This is a genomic window from Saccharomonospora piscinae (assembly GCF_005862235.1).
Classification (GTDB): domain Bacteria; phylum Actinomycetota; class Actinomycetes; order Mycobacteriales; family Pseudonocardiaceae; genus Saccharomonospora; species Saccharomonospora piscinae.
The window spans coordinates 284,104-301,953 of record NZ_VCEK01000002.1 but is presented as its reverse complement, the minus strand read 5'-3'; the positions used below and the strand labels follow the sequence as shown (position 1 = coordinate 301,953).

Annotated in this window: 18 protein-coding genes; 5 read left to right on the top strand and 13 right to left on the bottom strand. The window is 68.8% G+C overall.

Annotation, left to right across the window (positions count from 1 at the left end; translation table 11 throughout):
- Positions 1 to 49 precede the first annotated feature (49 nt).
- Both FFT09_RS06980 and FFT09_RS06975 read left to right on the top strand, forming a co-directional pair.
- On the top strand, positions 50 to 268 hold the full coding sequence (locus tag FFT09_RS06980; RefSeq protein ID WP_138382189.1) for a hypothetical protein: 219 nt from the start codon (positions 50 to 52) through the stop codon (positions 266 to 268).
- Positions 269 to 650: 382 nt separating this feature from the next.
- Positions 651 to 1,133 (top strand): YunG family protein, encoded by a 483-nt coding sequence (locus FFT09_RS06975; protein ID WP_138382188.1) that lies wholly within the window; start codon positions 651 to 653, stop codon positions 1,131 to 1,133.
- Here the strand turns inward: FFT09_RS06975 and FFT09_RS06970 are convergent.
- Positions 1,123 to 1,677 carry a DUF7255 family protein gene (locus tag FFT09_RS06970; RefSeq protein ID WP_208544378.1) on the bottom strand — a complete coding sequence of 185 codons (555 nt, stop codon included), beginning with the start codon at positions 1,675 to 1,677 and terminating at the stop codon, positions 1,123 to 1,125. The two genes, FFT09_RS06975 and FFT09_RS06970, sit on opposite strands and share 11 nt — an antisense overlap.
- Before the next feature lie 182 nt (positions 1,678 to 1,859).
- Positions 1,860 to 2,756 carry an SDR family NAD(P)-dependent oxidoreductase gene (locus FFT09_RS06965; RefSeq protein WP_208544377.1) on the bottom strand — a complete coding sequence of 299 codons (897 nt, stop codon included), beginning with the start codon at positions 2,754 to 2,756 and terminating at the stop codon, positions 1,860 to 1,862.
- 77 nt (positions 2,757 to 2,833) lie between these two features.
- Between FFT09_RS06965 and FFT09_RS06960 the strand changes: the two genes are divergently transcribed.
- Positions 2,834 to 3,238 (top strand): winged helix-turn-helix transcriptional regulator, encoded by a 405-nt coding sequence (locus FFT09_RS06960; protein WP_244231265.1) that lies wholly within the window; start codon positions 2,834 to 2,836, stop codon positions 3,236 to 3,238.
- 17 nt (positions 3,239 to 3,255) lie between these two features.
- Here FFT09_RS06960 and FFT09_RS06955 read toward each other — a convergent pair whose 3' ends face one another.
- Positions 3,256 to 3,900 (bottom strand): hypothetical protein, encoded by a 645-nt coding sequence (locus FFT09_RS06955; protein WP_138382185.1) that lies wholly within the window; start codon positions 3,898 to 3,900, stop codon positions 3,256 to 3,258.
- Between the two features lie 248 nt (positions 3,901 to 4,148).
- Between FFT09_RS06955 and FFT09_RS06950 the strand changes: the two genes are divergently transcribed.
- Together FFT09_RS06950 and FFT09_RS06945 are read left to right on the top strand one after the other, a co-directional pair.
- A complete protein-coding gene (locus FFT09_RS06950; RefSeq protein ID WP_244231264.1) occupies positions 4,149 to 5,261 on the top strand; it encodes a tryptophan dimethylallyltransferase family protein in 1,113 nt (370 codons plus the stop codon).
- Positions 5,262 to 5,302: 41 nt separating this feature from the next.
- The gene (locus tag FFT09_RS06945) at positions 5,303 to 6,682 is read left to right on the top strand and encodes a tryptophanase (protein ID WP_138382184.1); all 1,380 of its coding nucleotides are present in this window, start codon (positions 5,303 to 5,305) and stop codon (positions 6,680 to 6,682) included.
- A gap of 44 nt (positions 6,683 to 6,726) precedes the next feature.
- Here FFT09_RS06945 and FFT09_RS06940 read toward each other — a convergent pair whose 3' ends face one another.
- The 10 genes from FFT09_RS06940 to FFT09_RS06895 all read right to left on the bottom strand — a co-directional run bounded on the left by FFT09_RS06940 (position 6,727) and on the right by FFT09_RS06895 (position 17,784).
- A complete protein-coding gene (locus FFT09_RS06940; protein WP_024875592.1) occupies positions 6,727 to 7,338 on the bottom strand; it encodes a GTP-binding protein in 612 nt (203 codons plus the stop codon).
- Positions 7,319 to 7,684: a DUF742 domain-containing protein gene (locus FFT09_RS06935; protein ID WP_024875591.1), complete on the bottom strand. Its 366-nt coding sequence runs from the start codon at positions 7,682 to 7,684 to the stop codon at positions 7,319 to 7,321. Before FFT09_RS06935 ends, FFT09_RS06940 begins: the two co-directional genes overlap by 20 nt.
- 1 nt (position 7,685) lies before the next feature.
- Positions 7,686 to 8,102, bottom strand: a complete 417-nt coding sequence (locus FFT09_RS06930; protein ID WP_024875590.1) for a roadblock/LC7 domain-containing protein — start codon at positions 8,100 to 8,102, stop codon at positions 7,686 to 7,688.
- A 21-nt stretch (positions 8,103 to 8,123) separates the two neighbouring features.
- Positions 8,124 to 10,682, bottom strand: a complete 2,559-nt coding sequence (locus tag FFT09_RS06925; protein WP_138382183.1) for a sensor histidine kinase — start codon at positions 10,680 to 10,682, stop codon at positions 8,124 to 8,126.
- Positions 10,683 to 10,870: 188 nt separating this feature from the next.
- Positions 10,871 to 11,494: an isopentenyl-diphosphate Delta-isomerase gene (gene idi / locus FFT09_RS06920; RefSeq protein ID WP_024875588.1), complete on the bottom strand. Its 624-nt coding sequence runs from the start codon at positions 11,492 to 11,494 to the stop codon at positions 10,871 to 10,873.
- A 209-nt stretch (positions 11,495 to 11,703) separates the two neighbouring features.
- Positions 11,704 to 12,417: a hypothetical protein gene (locus FFT09_RS06915; RefSeq protein ID WP_138382182.1), complete on the bottom strand. Its 714-nt coding sequence runs from the start codon at positions 12,415 to 12,417 to the stop codon at positions 11,704 to 11,706.
- Entirely contained in the window at positions 12,414 to 14,231 is a 1,818-nt protein-coding gene (locus tag FFT09_RS06910) for a carbamoyltransferase family protein (RefSeq protein WP_138382593.1), read from the bottom strand. The genes FFT09_RS06915 and FFT09_RS06910 overlap by 4 nt, the downstream gene beginning before the upstream one ends.
- A 21-nt stretch (positions 14,232 to 14,252) precedes the next feature.
- Complete coding sequence (locus FFT09_RS06905) at positions 14,253 to 15,563, bottom strand: hypothetical protein (protein WP_138382592.1); 1,311 nt, start codon at positions 15,561 to 15,563, stop codon at positions 14,253 to 14,255.
- 8 nt (positions 15,564 to 15,571) lie between these two features.
- Positions 15,572 to 16,810: an ATP-grasp domain-containing protein gene (locus FFT09_RS06900; protein WP_138382181.1), complete on the bottom strand. Its 1,239-nt coding sequence runs from the start codon at positions 16,808 to 16,810 to the stop codon at positions 15,572 to 15,574.
- Positions 16,807 to 17,784: a glycosyltransferase family 2 protein gene (locus FFT09_RS06895; RefSeq protein ID WP_138382180.1), complete on the bottom strand. Its 978-nt coding sequence runs from the start codon at positions 17,782 to 17,784 to the stop codon at positions 16,807 to 16,809. Before FFT09_RS06895 ends, FFT09_RS06900 begins: the two co-directional genes overlap by 4 nt.
- Positions 17,785 to 17,850 lie beyond the last annotated feature (66 nt).

Sequence of the window (17,850 nt, the reverse complement as noted above, 5' to 3'; positions counted from 1 at the left end):
CGGAGACAGAGTGGTCGGCTTGTCGGTGCGTCGACTTACGGTGAGCGTCGTGACTGATACCAGCAGCCCGCTGCGGCCGACCCATGAAGGACTTCCGGTGTACCAATCCGGTGCGGCGCCGAGGTACATGCGCACGTCGCGGCAGCATCGTGATGACTTCGACCTGTTGCCTGGTGCCCCTGCGCGGGCGTTCGTTCGATCATCCGACCACGGATTGATTCCGCTGTATCAGATCAACGAAGCAGAGATCATTCAGCGGCGATCTTGACGACCAAGATCATCTCCCCGCTCTTGCCCCACCTAACGACGGCAGACGGTGGCAATGACCCGCCGACGACGAGGAGTCGGGGGCCTGTTCGACGAGGTGGCGTGGGGTGCCGGAAGCTGCCGACAGATGGCGATCAACCCGGACACCTAATCCATAGGTTCTGGGTTCGAGTCCCAGGCGGCCCACCGAAGGTGACCAGAACCCCAGCCGGATTCATTACCGACGCCCTCACGCGCCGCTGCCACCGCACGGCCGAGCAGCTGATCGCGACCACGAGAGTGATCGCCCGAGGTGGCACGCGGGTGGCTGTTCATGAGCTAGGTTGTGCGAAGAACACGCCCGCGAGTGCATGGGGAAAGACGGCATCGCTATGGTCTGGTCGTTGGTTGCCCTGGAGACGGCGCTGCGCGATTGTTGGGACGAGCAGACCTGCGACCCCGCCGTCACCTGGAACCCGGACAATCCCGCTGCCGGCCACTGCGGAGTCACCTCCATGGCGCTAACGGAGCTCCTGGGCGGCGTTCTCCTGTGTGCTGGTGTCACCTTGCGAGATGGGACGCCCAACGGGATGCACTACTGGAACCGCCTCGACAACGGCCTCGAAATCGACATCACCCGTGACCAGTTTCGCGACGGCGAGAAACTGGGACACCCGTCGACGGAGACGCCACGGCGGCTGCCCACGGCCCGGATGGCCACGCGCTACGACCTCTACGCCGCTCGTGTCCGCGACCGTCTTGGGTGTTACGTTCCTCGTGGGATCTCCGGCCACGACACCCAGAGCGGAACGTCACGGCCTCGAACGCCGCTCGATGGTTCGCTGAGCTGCTTGACACCGGGCGGAGACACGACGTTCACACCGTGAACAGCGCTCGCAGTATGCGGTCCCGATTGCGTTCGTATGCGGCTTCGCCGTTGCGATCGGGCGCGTCGACGCGAATCACCGGGGGTTTGCCCATGGTTGGTGTGGCGATATCGCGCAGTGCGTCGTGATAGGCGCGTTGCCGTTGTCGTCCACCGTCGCCGAACCCGACGGCCGGCTTGGACGCGCGGTACTTGTCCGAGATGGGCGCCCACCTGCGGCACAGATCGCGATAGTGGTCGATATAGAACCCGAGTGGAACGGCTCCGGGATAGTGGTCGAGCGTGAGGAGGCGGAAACTGGTGAAGTGCTGAGACTCGTCGATTTCGATGAACGTGCCGCTCGCTGGGTGCACGAAGTCGCCGGGGAGCGGCGTGAGCCGTTTGGCTTCTTGCTCGCCCAGCCGCCCGTCGAGTGCCTCGAAAATCGTCCTGAGGGCAGGTCTCGCAGCGTCGGCTTCCGGCGGCAAGCCAAGGTGGCCTCGCTGGTTCAACCAGGGTTCGCGGGCGCGAGTCAACTCGATTCCGTCGGCCGCAGCAGCAGCCACAAACGCTCGCTCGCAGTCACCTACTGGCATAGATCGCCACTAGCTCCTGCTGGAGGTGCGAGAAGGTCTGGGCACGTAGCCAGCATCGTACGCTGCGGACACGGCTACGCGGGCTGCGGACACGCCTACGCGGGCTGCGGACACGGCTACGCAGGCTGCGGACACGGCGTGTGGACCAGGGCTCAGTCCGCCTCCGCCTCGTGTTCCATCTTGGCGTAGTCGGCTGCACCCAGGAGTTCCTCTGTAGTTGTGGTCAGGCGCCGCGCCTTCGCGGTGTCGAGTGTCGGCAGCGCGAGATCGACCGGTGTGGCGCGGTCGAGGGCGGTCAGCGGCTGTCGCGGTGGGGAGTCGACGAAGTCGTGGATCGGGCGGACGGCGGTCGTCACGGGTTGTGCCGCGATCCGGCCGAGCGCCCTGATCAGTACCCTCGCCAGCGGGTTGAGCGGTGAGAGGTCGCCACTGCGGGTGAAACCCGGGTGGTAGAGCACGAACGGTGCGCGGGCCTGCTCGGCGAAGGCCACGCCGAGTAGGTCGTTGGCTCGCCCGGCCTGGAGTTGCGCACGCACCATGCTGTAGCGGCGGGTGAGTTGAAGATCGTCCCAGTGGATCTCGCCCGCGGTCTTGCCGACCCCGGCGACACTCACGACGACCGGGTCGGGACTTGCCGCGAGTGGTGTGCTCAGCCCCCGGCACAGCAGGTACCGACTCAGATAGTAGAGCGCGAACGTGTACTCCAGTCCGTCGACGGTCTCCCGTCGGCCGGGGCTCTGCCGGTTCGCGAAGAGCAAAAGGGCGTCGACCGCCGTATTGGTGCGCCTGATCTCCGCGATCACCCGTGCGTTCTCCGCGAGGGAGCTGAGGTCCGCCTCGATGATTCGCAGTCGTGGCTCCGATCCCGCCGCGTCGGCCTCGGCACGCAGTCGCGCCGCCTTGTCCGCACTGCTGCCGAGTGCGATGACCCGGTCGCCTGCCGCCAGCCGCTCCAGGGTGATTGCCTTTCCCATGCCGTCGGTGGCTCCACTGACCACCACGGTTCGGGCCTGCTGTTGCCGGGACTGCTTCGCTATGCTCGTGCCCACGAACTCATCCTCGGTGACCCTCGAACGGCGCGGAAGAAGGCACTTTCATGTCAGGTGCGCACACGAATGTGCCTTCGGTGCTCGCGGCCGACTTGCCGACACCGGTGGTGGCGGACGAGCACGAGACGTGCCCCGTGACGGACACGCTGCGGCGCATCGGTGACAAGTGGTCGGTGCTCGTGCTTGTGCTGCTGGGACGCCGCCGGTACCGGTTCAACGACCTGCATCGCTCGATCGACGGCATCAGCCAGCGGATGCTCACCAGGACACTGCGTGTGCTGGAGGAGGACGGCTTGGTTGTTCGGGAGGTGTTTCCCACGGTGCCGCCCGGGGTGGAGTACGGGCTGACTCCCCTGGGGCGAGGACTGCTCGACCCGCTCTCGGCGCTGGCGGACTGGGCGGTGGAGCACCACGGCGCGGTCAGCTCCGCGCGCCGCCGTTATCGGCAGTCCACCGTGGACGGCACGGGCCCTGGAGACTGACGGGCCCGTGCCGGACCTCAGTTGGTCCAGACGACTGGCTCGTCCATGTAGTCGTCGCCCTCGTCGAACTCGGCGCCCGCGATCTCGACGCCCTCCTGCGCGGCCTGCAGCGTGCAGGACTCGTAGGTCGCGCCCGCGCTGGTGAAGTCGCCGTCCGCGCTCTCGCTCTCGCACTTGCCCTCGACGTCGCCGGAGATGACGACACCGGTGCCGCGGCCGTCGGCGGTGACGGCGCCCAGGCTCACCGAGCTGTACGAGAGGTCGGTGCCCTCGACGTTCTCGACCGTGAACTTCACGAAGTAAGGCACGAGTCCGTTGGCGCGGTCGCCGAACTCGGCGAGATCGGCGGATTCGCCCTGCTCGATGGCGGTGACGGTGATCGCGACCGTGCCTTCCTGGTCGGTGCCGTAGGTGTACGGCACAGTGGCCGTGTCGCCGACCTGCAGTTCGGTGCCGGGCGCCGTGACCTCATCGGACGATCCACCGTCGGCGGCGTCTCCGGCGGAGTCCTCGGAGGAGGGCGGGGGCGCGCTGTCGCTCGGCGCGGCGGCGCCGGAGGACTCGGTGGTGGACGCCTGGGAGCCGTCGTCGCCGCCACAGGCCGTCAGTCCGAAGCCGAGGGCGGCGATCGAGGCCGCCAGTGCGATACGTCGCGTCTGCATGGTTGTTCACTTCCTGCTCGAAATGGCTCGGGGTGTCCACTTCGACGCAGCGGCGAGCCCCGCGGACCCATGTCGGGTCCACTGTGTGATTCATGTCAAGTCAGCACTTCGGAGGGTGACTGGTCGAGTGCGGAAAATCACTCAGAAAGGGGTATCTCGCCGTCTGGAACGTCCGTAGGTTGATCGTGTTTTGGCCTCAGAAGCCAGTGGGAGTGAAGCTGTTGTCCGCGAGCCCTCTCGGAGCGAGCGTGAAGAACGAGACCACGACGCTGTTCGATCACACCAGCAGGCAACTCCGCGCACTGTGCGCCGAGGCGGGCTTCCCGCCGAACGACGACACCCCGGTCGACATGCTTTCGGAGTTGCTGGACGCTGCCGGGCACCGGCGTCTCGGCGACGGCCCCGCATGGCCGTCCGACGTCGCGGACGACGCCACCCCGGTCGAGTTCTCGGTGGCGCTCGACGACACCGGTGATCGCGCCGTGCGTGTACTGGGTGAGACGCTGGCCGAACGGCCCGGACTCAGCTCCAATGTGGAGCAGGCCCAACGTTTCCTCCGCAGGATGTCCGAACGGTTCGGGATTCCCACGGACCGGTTCGACGCCGTGAGTGATCTGTTCCTGCCCGAGCAGCCGCGCGGGCACTTCGCCTTCTGGTATTCGATGATCTTCCGGCCCGGCGCGACACCGAAGCTCAAGATTTACTTCAATCCCGCCGTGCGGGGCGAGGGTCGTGCCGCCGAACTCGTCGCGGAAGGGTTCCGCAGGCTCGGTATGGAGGACGCCTACGCCGCGGCCACCGAGCACTCGGTGCTGCGTGGCGACGCCGACCGCTTCACCTTCTTCGCGGTGGACCTCGACGACAGTCCGTTGTCTCGCGTCAAGCTCTACATCTCGCATCACGACGCCACGGCCGACACGGTGGTCCGGGCGTCGGAGGCGGTCGACGGGCTCGACCGCGACGGCATCCGCGAGTTCTGCGGCCTGCTGGGCGGCGACACCACGGTCTTCGCCGGGCGTCCGCTGGTCTCCAGCTACTCGTTCGTCGAGGGTGACCCGAAGCGGCCCGGCAACTACAGCATCTACCTGCCCATCCGGGACTACGTCTCGGACGACGCGCGGGCACGGGCGCGGGTCGCCGAGTTCCTGCACCGGCGGGGGATCGACGCCTCGGGACTCGACCGCGCGATTCGCGCGATCAGCGATCGGCCGCTCGACGCGGGCCGTGGCCTGCTGGCGCACGTGTCGCTGCGGCTCGGACAGTTCGGTACCGGAACGACGATCTACCTGTCGTCCGAGGGCTACGACGTGCTCCCGCCGCGCGTCGATGCCGTCGCGGGCTGCGCCTCCGTGGGAAGCTGATCATCCGACGGAGCAACCGACAGGTGTGAAAGAAGGAACCGTTGAAATCGTTCCCCCCGTACCGGATCCAGGTCGTGAAGGAAATCCCGATCACGACCCGGCAGCAGCGTGAGGACGCTCTCGCCAGGGCGTCGTACAACATGTTCGACCTGCCGTCCAACATGGTCACGATCGACCTGCTGACCGACTCGGGCACCGGTGCGGTCTCGGCCGCGCAGGAGGCGGCGGCGGCGCAGGCCGACCGCTCGTACGCGGGTTCGGACTCCTACTACCGGTTCCGGGCCGTGCTGGACGAGGTGACGTCGTACCCGCACGTGTTCCCCGTACACCAGGGCAGGGCGGCCGAGCGGGTGTTGTTCTCGTCGGTGCTCAAGGCGGGCCAGCTTTCGCTGTCGAACACGCACTTCGACACCACGAGGGCGAACGTCGAACTGCTCGGCGCCGAGGCCAGGGACCTGCCGTGCGCGGAGTTCTGGAACCTGGACAGCACCGAGCCGTTCAAGGGCAACGTCGACCTCGCGGCGCTGGAGGACACGCTGCGTTCGGAGGGTGAGCGGGTCGGCCAGGTGCTGATCACCATCACCAACAACGGCGGTGGCGGGCAGCCGGTGTCGATGGCGAACCTGCGGGCCGTCCGCGCGCTCTGCGACCGCTACGGCGTGCCGTTCTTCCTCGACGCGGCACGGTTCGCCGAGAACGCGTGGATGGTGGTGCAGCGCGAGGCCGGCTACGGGCACCTCACGCCGAGGGAGGTCGCGCGCCAGGCGTTCGCGCTCGCCGACGGGTGTGTGGCGAGCCTGAAGAAGGACGGGATCGCCCCGATGGGCGCCGTCATCGGCCTGCGCGACCCGGAGGTGGCCAAGCGCTGCGAGGTCAATCTCATCGCCACCGAGGGTTTCCGCACCTACGGCGGGCTGGCGGCCCACGACCTCGAGCGCGTGGCTCGCGGCGTCGAGGAGGTCCTGGACCCGAACTACCTGCGATCCAGGGAGGCCGACGCCGCGTATTTCGCCGAGCTGGTCAACCGCGCCGGTGTGGACATCGTGCGGCCCGCGGGCATGCACGCGCTGTACCTCAACGCGGGCAGGCTGCTGCAGCACATCCCACCGCACGGGTTCCCCGGGCACGCCCTGGCCAGCGAGCTGTACCTCGCGGGTGGTGTGCGCTGTGTGGAGCTGGGTTCGCTGTATCTGGGGACCTTCGACGAGGACCACAACCTGGTGACACCGGCGCCCTTCGAGCTGGTCCGGGTCGCGATCCCGCGCCGCACCTACACGCAGGCGCACCTGGAGTACGTGGCCGACGTGCTCGCCGACGTCGCGAAGAATCCCACTCGGGTGGCGTCGTACCGCGTCGTCGACGCCCCACCGGTGCTGCGGCACTTCAACCTGACCCTGGAGCGCATCCCGCCCCGTCCGTGAGCTGTGTGTCGGGTGCCGTTCTCGCGGCACCCGACACACAGGGCTCAGGCGTTCGAGGACGCCATCTCCGGTTCGGGCAGCCTGCTGAGGGCGTAGCGCACCAGCCGGATGAGCGCCAGCTTGCTCGACTCCTTCTGCCGGGCGTCGGCGAACACCATCGGCACGCCCTGCGGGATCGCCAGCGCGCCGCGGATCTCCTCCTCGGTGTAGTCGTCGGAGCCCGAGAAACAGTTCACCGCCACGATGAACGGGATGTTGCGGCGTTCGAAGAAGTCAATCGCCGAGAAGCTGCTGTCGAGCCTGCGCGTGTCCACGATGACCACCGTGCCGATGGCACCGCGCGCCAGCTCGTCCCACATGTACCAGAAGCGCTCCTGCCCGGGGGTCCCGAACAGGTACAGCACCGTGTGGGGCGAGATGGTGATCCGCCCGAAGTCGAGTGCGACCGTGGTCGTCTTCTTCTGTTCCACACCGGTGATGTCGTCGATACCGTCACTCGCGGCCGTCATCAGCTCCTCGGTGGACAGCGGGGGGATCTCGCTGACCGACGCCACCATCGTCGTCTTGCCCGCGCCGAAGCCGCCGGCCACGATGATCTTGACCGGCGTGGGCACCACGGCTGCCGCCGTCTTGTCGTCAGAGCTTGGAGAGACCATCGAGCACCGCCTGAAGTAGTTGACGATCCGGGGCTTTCAGCGACTGTGAGGGGGACCGGACAATGACCTCGCCCCGTTCGATGAGGTCGCTGCACAACACCTTCACCACCGCGATCGGCACCTTCACGTGGGCCGCGATCTCGGCGACGGAGAGAGGCCGCTCGCACAGATCGAGAATGGCGACGTGCTCCGGAGTCAGCCCGACGGCGTCCCGCTTCGTCCCGGACAGCGCCATCACCTGCGTGGCGACGTCGAGGGTCACGTCCGAGGCCGGTATTCGTCCCCGCGTGATGGCGTAGGGGCGGACCAGAGGGCCGGCCGCCTCGTCGTACCACTGGTCGTTCATGTCACATCCCCGATGCTGCCGGGTTTCGCGGCGCGGCCGTCATGTAGTCGCCGACGCGCTTGACCAGGCGGTTCATCTCGTAGGCGATCATTTCGACGTCCACGGCCTCCTCGGCGAGCACGGCGAGGCAGGCGCCGGTTCCCGCGGCGGAGACGAACAGGTAACCCTCCGTCATCTCGATGAGTGTCTGGAGTACGGGGCCTCGGCTGAAGTGCCTGCTGACGCCCTTCGCGAGGCTCTGGAGGCTGGAGCTCATGGCGGCGAGCTGGTCGGAGTCGTCCTTGGCCAGCGATTCGGACTTCCCCATCAGCAGGCCGTCAGCCGACAGCACGACCGCGTGCTGGGCCCCGACCACGCGGTCCACCATGTCGTCCAGCAGCCAGTTCAGATCCAACGTGGATGAGCCGTTGTCGTTCATCGATGAGATCCGCTTCCCCTATCAGTTGGCTTCTGTCGGTGTGTCGGGACCGTCGGCGTTGCGTCCCCTGCGCGTGCCCTTGTGGAACGCCGACAGGGTGCTACGCGTCCTGCCTTCGAACCGTTCGATGTCGCGCTGCTCCGAATCCGGGTCGTCCCGGAGTTGGTCGACCAGGTTCTCCTGTGGTCGCCGCTGTGGCAGCGGCGCGCGGCGCCGCTTGCGCTGGGGCAGTCCCCCTGCTGGGTCCGCCTGCCCTTCGCCGGTGTGCTCCGGCGTATCAGTCGGGGCGGGATGGATGGCGCCGCCGGTCGCCGGGGTTGCCGTGGTGTCCGTGTCGCGCGTCATCACCGTGTCCGAGCCGTTCGGCTCCGCGTTCGGTCGCCGGGCCGGGGCGTATCCGTTGGAGTCGTGGGACTTCTTCTCGTCACGGAGCTGGTGCTCCGAGGGCCCCGGGGTCAGTGTGCCGGTGGTGCGTTCCGTGGTCGGCTTCGAGGGCGCGGGGACCACGGGCATCGAGGGTGTCGTGGCAGCGGCCTGCTGCTTCACGCCGCCCGGGCTGTGGGCCTCGATCTCCGGCTCCTCCGCCAGGCTCGCGTGGAACCCGGAGTCCACGTCGGCGGCCTGCTCGTCGGTGGCCAGCACCGCCGTGGGCAGCAGCACCGTGGCGCGCGTGCCGCCGTAGCGGGAGGCGTCGAACGTGACCTGCGCGCCGAGGCGGTGGGCCAGCCGGGCGACCACGAAGAGGCCGAGACTGGCGTCGGCCTTCATCGCCATGGCGTCGAACTCGGGCGGGTTGGCCATCATGGTGTTGGCCCACTCGCGGACGTCGTCCTTCATGCCGAGCCCCTGGTCGGCGATGTCGACCACGACTCCGCGCGCGACCTTGGTGCCGGTCATGTACACCGGCGAGCCGGGGGGCGAGAACGACGTGGCGTTGTCGACCAGCTCGGCGACGAGGTGAATGGTGTCCGCGACGGCGGAGCCGGACAGCGCCAGCGTCGGGATGGGCTCGACCTCGACCCGCGAGAAGTGCTCGGTCTCCGAGATCGCGGCCCGCAGCACGTCCATCAGCATGACGGGCTTGCGCCAGCGGCGGCCGGGCTGCTTGCCGCCGAGAATGATCAGGTTTTCGGTGGTGCGCCGGGCGCGGGTGGCGAGGTTGTCGAGCTGGAACAGGCTCTTGAGCTGGGACGGGTTCTCCTCCCGGCTCTCCATGCGGTCGAGAATCTGGAGCTGGCGGTGCACCAGGCCCTGGTTGCGGTGGGCGATGCCGAGGAACACGTTGTTCACACCACTGCGGGCCTTGGCCTCGCTGGCCGCGGCGTTGACGGCGGTGAGCTGGGCGAGGTTGAACGCCTCCGCCACCTGCCCGAGTTCGTCGCGGCCGTGGTCGAGCTTGGGCATCTCGGCGGTCACGTCGACCGACTCGCCCTCCTTGAGTCGCTGCACCATGCTGGGCAGCCGGGTGCTGGCCATCTCGAGGGAGTCGTTGCGCAGTCGTTCGAGGCGGGTCATCAGGGTGCGGTCGACCAGCGTCCGCGACACTCGCACCGCGACGATGATCGATGCGACGGCGGCGATGAGGGTGGCGGCGCTGCCGAGCAGCACGTTGGTGAGGTTCTGCCCGCTGTCGTCCAGGGCCTTCGTCGAGGTCTGGTCCGCCTGCTTGGTGGTGAGCCCGGACAGCGACGCCGAGACCTCACCGGAGAGGTTGCGCAGCTCGCTGCCGGTCATGGAGAAGCTGTTCGGGTCGAGCGGTCCGGGTCCCTGGCTGATCAGCTCGTTCTCGATCGCCCTCAGCCGTTGCCAGTTCTCGCCCGACACCAGCCCGTCGTAGTCGGAGCGCACGTCGGCCAGCAGGTTCGGTGAGGCGTCGTCGAGCGAGGAGCGGTAGGAACCGACGAGCTCGGAGAACACGCGGTGGTCCTCGGGGGAGAAGCTGCTGTTCGCGAACGCGCTCGACGCGAGCGAGGCGGCCCGCGACATCTCGTCGGCCGCGCGGAACAGGTCGGTGGCGACGATGCCGTTCTGGGTGGCCTCGACGTCCGGCACCAGGCGCGCCTGCGCGTCGAACAGGCCGGTCGCGGAATCGATCAGCGCGTTGTAGTACTCGTTGACCTCGTCGGCGGAGACGTCCCGCAGGTTGATCTGCGTCCGCATCTCGGGCAGCTCGTCGAGCCGGGACTCCAGGTCGCTCATGCGGCCCCCGATCTCCTCGGGGACGTCGGCGCGGATGTCGTCGATCGCGGTGCGGAGGCTGCCGAGCGAGGTGTCGATCCGCTGCTGCTGGGACTGGAGGTCGGCCAGCCCGGCCGCGGGCCGGTCGAGGTAGACGAGCGAGAGCTGCCGTTCCTGTTGCAGCGAGGTCAGTGACGTGACGGCGGGAATCGACACCTGCTGCACACTCGACGCCACGGCACGGACGTAGAACGCGTCGATAACGAAGTAGGCCGACATCGCGACCCACAACACCAGCAAAGCGATACTGGGGATCAGGACCGTGCCGGTCAGCCGTTGCCGGATCGACTTGTGCTGTCCTTGGCCTGACTTGTCTAGTGCTGGCTTGTCTTCGTTGTTCACGACGCTCCACGACGACTTGTCGAACCGCTGCTGGACACCCGCGCAGGCGGAAATTCACCGAGACCGGGCACAGTGCCACACTTGAGCCTCAGTCACCAGTCACCCGTTAGTGTCTTGTCGAGGGGTGATCTTGGCGCATCCGGTCCGTCGCCGCTACTCTGCCCCCCGCTTCGCGGAGATAGCGCTGTTCAGCGTGGGTCCTCCAGCGGCTCCCGTGCGGCGGAGGGCAGCCGGGTGTCGTCGGCGACCGGCCACGCGAGCGGATCGGGCCCGAGCGTGCGCAATTGGTCCACCTGGAGGGCGCACCACGGCGACACGCTGGTGCGGTCGGCGTCCACTTCGGCCACGAACGAAGCCCAGTCGACCCAGGCCGTGTCGTCGACCTCGTCGGGATTCGGGTTGGCCTGGGGTCTGCTCGTCACGGTGGCGCGGTAGACCGGGCAGACCTCGTTCTCCCGGACACCGTCGGACATCGTGGCCTCATAGGAGAATTCGGGCAGTACCAGATCGACGCGCTCGGCGGTCACGCCCAGTTCGTCGGTCAGCCGCCGGGCGATCGCGTCGGGAAGCCGTTCGCCGGGGCCGGGATGGCCGCAGCAGGAGTTGGTACGCACGCCGGGCCAGGTGCGTTTGCTCCGCGCCCGCCACGTGATCAGCAGGTGTCCCCGCTCGTCGAAGAGGTAGCAGGAGAAGGCGAGGTGCAGCGGGGTGCGGCTGTGGTGGACCTCGGCCTTCGGTACGTAACCGACGCGCTCGTGGCGCTCTCCGCACAGCACGACGTACTCCACGTCGGGGTCGAGCGTTGAGGTCATCGCGGTCCTCCCACCCTTCATCGTCGTCACGGGACGATCGCTTGCTCCGGCCGTGGGTACGGCCGGTCACGAGTTGATCATGCTCGGTGATGCCGGAGCAAGCAACCGGGATTCGGCCATTCGCGTGTTCCCTGCGAGTACCGGAAGTATGCCTCCGGTGATGTTTCGGTTGGTGGCACCACTATGCCACCAACCGGAACGCCGCAAGGTCAGCGTGGCGCATCGAGCGCGCGATCGACCCACCGGCCCAGCGGCAGGGCGAGTACCGTCGCCGCGAGTGCGAGGTGTACCAGCAGGAAGACGACCGCGGTGGCCACGCTCGGCGGGCCTCCCACGAACACCACGATGTGCGAGGCCCACGCCAGTTCGTCGGGCCTGCTCCCGGCCGACCACACCTCGTTCAGCGCCCAGAACGTGAGATCGTTCAGCCCGGCGATCACCAGCAGGACACTCGCCACGCCTGTCTTGAGCACCGACGTCGTGCGTGCCCCGCCGAGCCGGTAGGCCAGCAGCGCGAACAGCACGATGAACGTCACGATGAACAACTCGAACTGGTACACCGGCTCGAACGCGCCGGGATCGGTTTCGACGGTCCTGCCGTACTCCTGGATGCGCAATACCATCTCGGTGTCGATCCAGCTCATGTAGGCGATCACCGCCAGCGCCAGTACCGCGGGCGCCATGCGGATACGCGGGAACAACGCGACCGCGGGCACGGCCAGCAGGAACGGGCTCAGCTTGAACACCCAGTCGCCCACGTTCCGCAGCGTCTGCTCCGGCGGAAGCACCACCATGATGAGCAGCGCCAGTACGGCAGCGGGCACGGCGAACACCAGCCAGAGCCAGCGCCGGTGCGCGTACAGCGTGCGAATCCAGTTGTCCCGCGCGCTGGTCCGCCGCGCGGGGGGTGCCGTGGCGGTCATGCCTGCTCGTCCTCCATGCGCGGCTTCTCGGTCCAGAACGGGCCGAGGGCCAGCGCGTCGACATCGGTCTTGAGGTAACACCGGACGGCGTCCTCGGGGGTGGCCACGATGGGTTCGTCGTTGTCGTTGAACGACGTGTTCACCACCATCGGCACGCCGGTGAGCCGGTCGAAGTGGGTGATCAGCCGGTGGTACAGCGCGTTGTCGTCCTCGCTGACGGTCTGCACGCGCGCCGTTCCGTCCACGTGCGTGATGGCGGGGACGACGCCACGCTGGTGTTCGAGGACGTCGAAGACCAGCAGCATCACCGGGGACGGGTAGCCGCTCGCGAAGAACTCGCCCGCCCGCTCGGCCAGGCACGACGGCGCGAAGGGCCGGAACGCCTCGCGGTGCTTCACCTTCTCGTTCATGCGGGTCTTCGACTGGGGATCGCGCGGGTCGGCCAGCAGCGAACGGTTTCCCAGCGCGCGGGGACCGCATTCCATCTTGCCCTGCACCCAGCCGACGATGAGACCGTCGGCGAGTTTGGCCGCCGTGTGCGCGGCGATGTCGTCGACCCGCTCGTAGGCCACCCCCGCGTCCCGCAACGCCTGTTCCAACTCGGCTTCGGTGAACTCGGGACCGGTGTAGGTGAAGCCGGTGCGCGGGCGGGGCAGGTTGTGCTTGCCGACCGTGACTTCCAACGCCGAGCCGAGCGCGCAACCGTCGTCGGCGGCGGCGGGCTGGGCGAAGAACTCCTCGAACGGCGTTTCCAGCAGGATTCGGCCGTTCATCACGCTGTTGAGCGCCACGCCGCCCGCGACGGCCAGCCGCGTGGAACCGGTGCGGCGCTGCAACCAGCGCGCGAGGTGCAGACCCGCCTCCTCCAGCGTGACCTGCAGCGCGTAGGCGATGTCCTGGTAGTGCTGCGGCACCGGGTTCTCCGCGGTGACGCGGGTGCGGGGCCGCGCGGGGCCGAAGGTGTCGAGGAACTTCTTCGAGAGCTGGTGCTTGCCGGTGGTGTGGTGGCGGAACCAGCTGAGGTTCAGTTCGAACCCGCCGTCCGGGTCGAGGTGGACGAGGTCGCGGAACGCCTCCACATAGGTGTCGTTGCCGAACGGCGCGAGCCCCATGACCTTGCCTTCGTCGCGCGTCGGGTAGAAGCCGAGGTAGCCGGTGACCGCCGCGTACATCGCGCCGAGCGAGTGCGGGAACTTGATCCGGCGCAGGTCGTGGATGCGGTTGCCCCTGCCGTGGGCGAGCAGGGTGCTGGTGCCGTCGCTGCCGATGCCGTCCAGGGTGAGCACGGCGGCCTCGTCCCAGGGGCAGATGTAGTAGGCGCTGCCCGCGTGGGCACGGTGGTGGTCGATGAGGTGAACCCGGAACTTCGTCGGTCCGGTGTGGCCGAGCGCCTCCTTGATGTCGCGTTCCAGCGTGAACGAGCGCCGCACGTGGGCCAGCAGCGCGCCGCCGACGTGGTAGTCGTCCACGCCCTTGCCGCCGCCGGTGCGGGCGGTGTTGAGCAGCCCGGCCGCCCTGCCGCCGTCGTCGCCGTTCTCGTTGCGGAAGACCTCCAGCGTGGACGGGAAGTAGCGGGCGAACACCTTGGCGGCGTGCAGTGGTTCCGACCACCGGGTCCAGTAGTAGGCGACGTGGTCGACGTCGCCGAGCGTGATGCCGCCCTGCCGCAGGCAGAACTCGATGGCCTTGGCGGGCAGGCGGCCGTCGTGCTTGACGCGGGTGAAGCGTTCCTCCTCGGCGAAGGCGATGATCTCGCCGTCCCGAACGAGGGCCGCCGCCGAGTCGTGCACTCTGCTGATGCCGAGGACGTACATGGGCTGCTCCAACTTGTCTCGCTACTTACCGGTGGTGGGGTCCTTCGGGGCCTGGACTGGGGACGGGACGTTGCGGTGTGGCCGGTCGCCGGGGTGGGCACGGCGCAGGAGGCGGCGCAGGACGGCGGCCTCCGCGCCGAGGCCGAGCACGATCGCGCAGAAGCCGCCCGCCGCACCGAGGGAGGGGGTCAGGGCGAACGCGCAGACCACCGTGGCGGCCAGCCGCACCGCCGCCGCGCCTGCGGTGAGCGACAGCACCCGGCTGTCGGTGTTCTCCACCAGGTAGCCCGCGTAGATGAGCGCGATCGCCATCGCGATCTCCACCACGACCAGCACGGTCAGCACCACGTAACCCGACAGCTCTGGCGGCACGTCGCCGCCGCTCGCCAGTGCGGCGCGGGTCGCGGGAACGAGCAGGGCGAGCGCCAGCGCGAGGCCGAACGCGATTCCGGCGCGTTCGGCGCCGCGCAGCAGCCGCGCCGCCCTGGCGCGTCCGGCCGCGCCCCCGGTGCCGCGCAGGCTCAGCGAGGTGGCCGGTTGCGTGAGTTTGAGGTGGTAGAGCGCGAAGGAGCACAGCAGACTCGACGCGAGCAGCGCGAGGTGGAACGGGCCGCTGTCCACCATCCGGCCCGTGAGCGCCAGCACCAGGAAGATCGCCGACATCGTGACGGCGTCGAGCAGTTCCGTGAGGCCCAGCAGCACCGTGCTGCGCACGAAGGCGTGCCGCAGCCGCCGCCGGGACGGCCGGGACCGCACCCAGCGGCCCGGCAGGGCGACCAGCGTGCTGATCAGCACCACGGTGACGGCGGCGACGAGCACGAGCAGGTGGGTGTGCGGGGACCAGTCCGCGAGCCACGTCGTGGCGGTCACCACGGCGACGACGGTGGCGGCGACGAGGAACGCCGTCGCGTCGAGGGCGGGCCTGCCACGGAGCCGGTGCAGGCCCGAGACGGTCATCAGCAGCCCCGTACACCCCGCCCAGGTCGCCGAGGCCAGGTACAGCGCCGCCGTGGACGCGGGAGCGAGCAGGACGGTGACCACCAGCAGGGCGGCGAGGACCACGACCGGCGCGGCAGCGATCCGCAACGCGAGTGCCGCCAGTTCCGCCGTGGTGAGCCGGGTGCGGGGCAGGATCTTCAGCGCCGCCTTCTCGGCGGCGGTGGGCACGAACACGAGCCACGTGCAGGCGCCCCAGGCGTTGGCGAAGTCGCCGTAGGTCGCGGTGCCCCACGCCGCGAGCAGCGCCACGGCCATGAGCTGCACGGTGATCCGGAAGGCCCCTCGGCCCGCAAGCAGCCGCACGAGCATCACCGGGCGCAGCGGCACCCCCATCGAGGTACTCAAGGCAGGGGTACCGCCAGGTCCCGTTCGCCGGTTCCCTGGGGTTCGAGCCGGAACCTCAACGTGGTCCGCACCGCGTTCTCCACGGTCCACAGTCGACCGGCCGACTCGGCCGTGAGGACGACGTAGCCGAGTTTGTAGCCAGCCTGCTCGTACGGGCGCACCGGCGATCCCTCCTCGACGAACAGGTGCAGCTCGGCCACCTCGGGCATCGCGCGCACCTCGTCGATACCGTCGATGCCCGCGAGCACGCCCGTCCGGTCGGAGGCGAGGATGTGGACCAGCGTCGGCATGGGCGGTTTGGCCGCCAGCGCGGGCCGGTCACCGACGGCCAGCGACATCGTCGCGGCCATGAGGTCGATGCCGTAGCAGTGCTCCACCACCTCCGCGATGCCGTTGCCGCCCATGCGGGCGCCCATCTCGATGAGGTACAGCTCGCCGTCCCGCCCGAGTACCGCGTCGAACGTCAGCGGCCCGGTGCGGTAGCCCAGCTCCGCGCAGACGGCCGTGAGCATGCCGGGCAGCGCCTCGGCGGTGTGCTCCGGCAACTCGGCGGGCGTGACGTGGGCCGTGGTCACGAACAGCGGCGGCGGGGTGATGGTGCGTTCGGTGACGGCGTGGAAGGCGATCTCGCCGTCCACGATGAGCGCCTCGATCGTCAGGTGCCTGCCGTCGAGGTGCTCCTCGACGACGACCCTGCCGCGCTGCGAGAACGTCAGCGACTCCGCGACCGCGGTGCGCAGCTTGCCGGGATCGGCGCACGACACGACACCCCGGCTTCCGGACGAGTCGACGGGCTTGACCAGGGTGGGAAAGCGCATGTGCCGTGCGGCCTTCACCAGTTCGGCGCCGGACACACCCGCGACGCTGCGGTAGGTGGGAACGCCAACGCGCTCGCACACTGCCCGGAAGACCGGTTTGTCCACCGACGCCTCCACGGCAGCGGTGGGCAGCGGCGACGGCAGCTTCCACGCCTGAGCCAGCCACGCCTGCGTGGGCAGGCCCACGTCGCTGGCCGGGCAGATCACCCCGGCGATGTCGGTGCGGGACCGCAACGCCGCATCGATGCGCTCGGGGGCGCGGACGCTGAGCTGGAGGTACTCGTCGGCCATGGCCACTCCGGGCGCGTTGGCTCTGACGTCGACGCAGAGGGTGCGGTACCCCAGTTCGCGGGCACGGCGGTAGACGCCGACGGAGCCGTCGGCGCCGCCGAGCACGACCAGTGTTCGTCGTCTCATACGGCTTCCCGGTTCGGTGACGTGCACAGCAGAAGGTCGGCCTCGTCGACGGCCACGCTGGCTTCGCGGACGTAGTACTGCCGGGGGCGGGGCTGCCCCGCGCCCACGACGACCAGCGAGCGCACCGTGAGCGAGAGCGCCGTGAGGGCCACCGCCAGCAGGACGAGCAGCGTGGCGGTCAACGCGGTGCCGCCGAGCAGCCCGGTGGCACCCGCCACCCCGAGCAGCACGGCGATGCCGCTCGCCAGCAGGCACGCCACCGACGCGGCCGTCGACAGGCGGCGGCTGAATCCCACGAACAACTCGATCGCGTGCGACGAGAGGAAACTCATGCCCACTTTGGACTCACCACGCTCGCGTGCACGATGCGCCACGGGCACGGTGGTGTACCGGTTGGTCAACCGGGGCACCGTCGCGAGGAAGTACGGCGTGCCGAGCCGAAGGTCCACGATGCGGCGCGCGAGTTCGCTGCGCACCAGCCGGAACGCGGTCGCACCGCGCGGGATCTCGATGCGCAGCACCCGGCGGCCGAGGAAGTGGAACGCCGCCGTGCCCCAGCGCCGCAGCATCGGGTCCTGGCGGTTGGTGCGAACACCGAACACGGCGTCGTAGCCCGCCTTCGCGGCGGCGATCAACTTGTGGGCCTCGGCGGCGGGAAACTGCTGGTCGGCGTCGATGTGCAGCACCCACGCCTTGCTCGCGTAGCGGTACCCGGCCGAGAAGGCGGCCTCGAACCCGAAATTGCGGGTGAAGGAGAGATACCGCACCCGGTGATCGGAGGTGGCCAGCTCGCGGATGACGTCGAGACTGCCGTCGGTGCTGCCGTCGTCCACGTAGATCAGTTCAAGGTCGAACTCGCCGAGTTCGGCCACGATCTCCGCGTAGGAGTGCGCGAGGTTGTCGACCTCGTTGTAGCAGGGAATGACGACGGTCAGTCCGGTCTGGTCGGGATACGGGACGGCTGCCGCGCTCATGAACGAGAGCGCGTGCCGTCGGGGACGGGTGACGGGTGCGCTCGTGCTGCCGTGGCGCGCATCGAT